The 1,065-nt window shown below is 38.0% G+C and carries 1 protein-coding gene; it reads left to right on the top strand.

The annotated features are described in order from the left end of the window. Positions 1-15 precede the first annotated feature (15 nt). Positions 16-831 (top strand): rhombotarget lipoprotein, encoded by an 816-nt coding sequence (gene rhlP / locus CXF78_RS01595; RefSeq protein ID WP_102035774.1) that lies wholly within the window; start codon positions 16-18, stop codon positions 829-831. Positions 832-1,065: the final 234 nt, after the last annotated feature.

Raw genomic sequence — 1,065 nt, 5'->3', positions numbered from 1 at the left:
ACATGGTTAGGTACGATGGCATCAGTTTTATTATTGTCTTCATGCAGTATGCTGGTGAGCCAGCAGTCGGGAAAACAGTCTGTTTCTAGCAGCCTGATGGACTTTTTGTATCCTAATAAAGATGACCATTCAGCACATAGCGCCGAAGTTCCATTGCTCACATTACCGGTAAAAGTCGGTATTGCCTTTGTACCGTCTACAGGCTTTCAAAAAGAGGCCGTGCATAGTAAGGACCAATATGAATTACTAGAAAAAGTGAAAGCGGCTTTTGTCCAATATGATTATATTGACTGCATTGAAGTTATTCCGAGTACTTATCTTGCTGGTGGTGATGGTTTTAACACATTAGAGCAAGTTGGGCGTTTATATGATGTCGACGTAATGGCCTTGGTGTCTTACGATCAAGTGACTCAGTCGGTAGAGAATAATGCCGCGTTATTGTATTGGACAATCGTGGGGATGTATGTGATTCCGGGCAATGAAAATACCGTACAAACATTTGTCGATACGGCAGTATTTGACATTAAAAGTAGGAAAATGCTCTTTAGAGCGCCAGGGATCAGTAAGCTTGAAAAACGCACTACTGCCATAGGTATTGATGAAACCTTAGCAGAAAAATCGATGCAAGGTTTTGATCTAGCGGTCACTGATATGACTAAAAACTTAGATGATGAGTTAGCTCGATTTAAGGTGAGAGTTAAAGAAGAGAAAATTGCCAAGGTGGAACATAGTAATAATTACAGCGGCGGAACAATTGATATTCGGTTTGGTTTACTATTATTGATAATGTTATTCATTAGATTAAGATTAAGTAAGGGTGTTGAACGCTAACCTCACTGGGGACTATGTTCAATTGACTATGCTTAAGTATCTATTTCCAATGAGCAGTGATTAATCGATGAGTCACGTTTTTCGGTTAATCATTTTTATACTGTCAATTTTTAGAACTTATTCTATTTGTGATTCGTTAACTTAGCAGAGTTGTTTTTAGTTTTGGAGGGATGTATGACTGAATTTCTCAAATGAAATTTAGCGGATCCATGTTTAGTTCTGATGTTGATAATA

Origin of the sequence: Shewanella sp. 11B5 (genome assembly GCF_002836795.1) — a bacterium.
Taxonomy (GTDB): Bacteria; Pseudomonadota; Gammaproteobacteria; order Enterobacterales; family Shewanellaceae; genus Shewanella; species Shewanella frigidimarina.
Note: the sequence above shows the minus strand (reverse complement) of the source record. Positions and strands in the feature narration are given on the sequence as shown.

Excerpts from the sequence above, each read along its gene's own strand:
- rhlP (WP_102035774.1), top strand. The coding sequence starts at position 16 with ATGGCATCAGTTTTATTATTGTCTTCATGCAGTATGCTGGTGAGCCAG.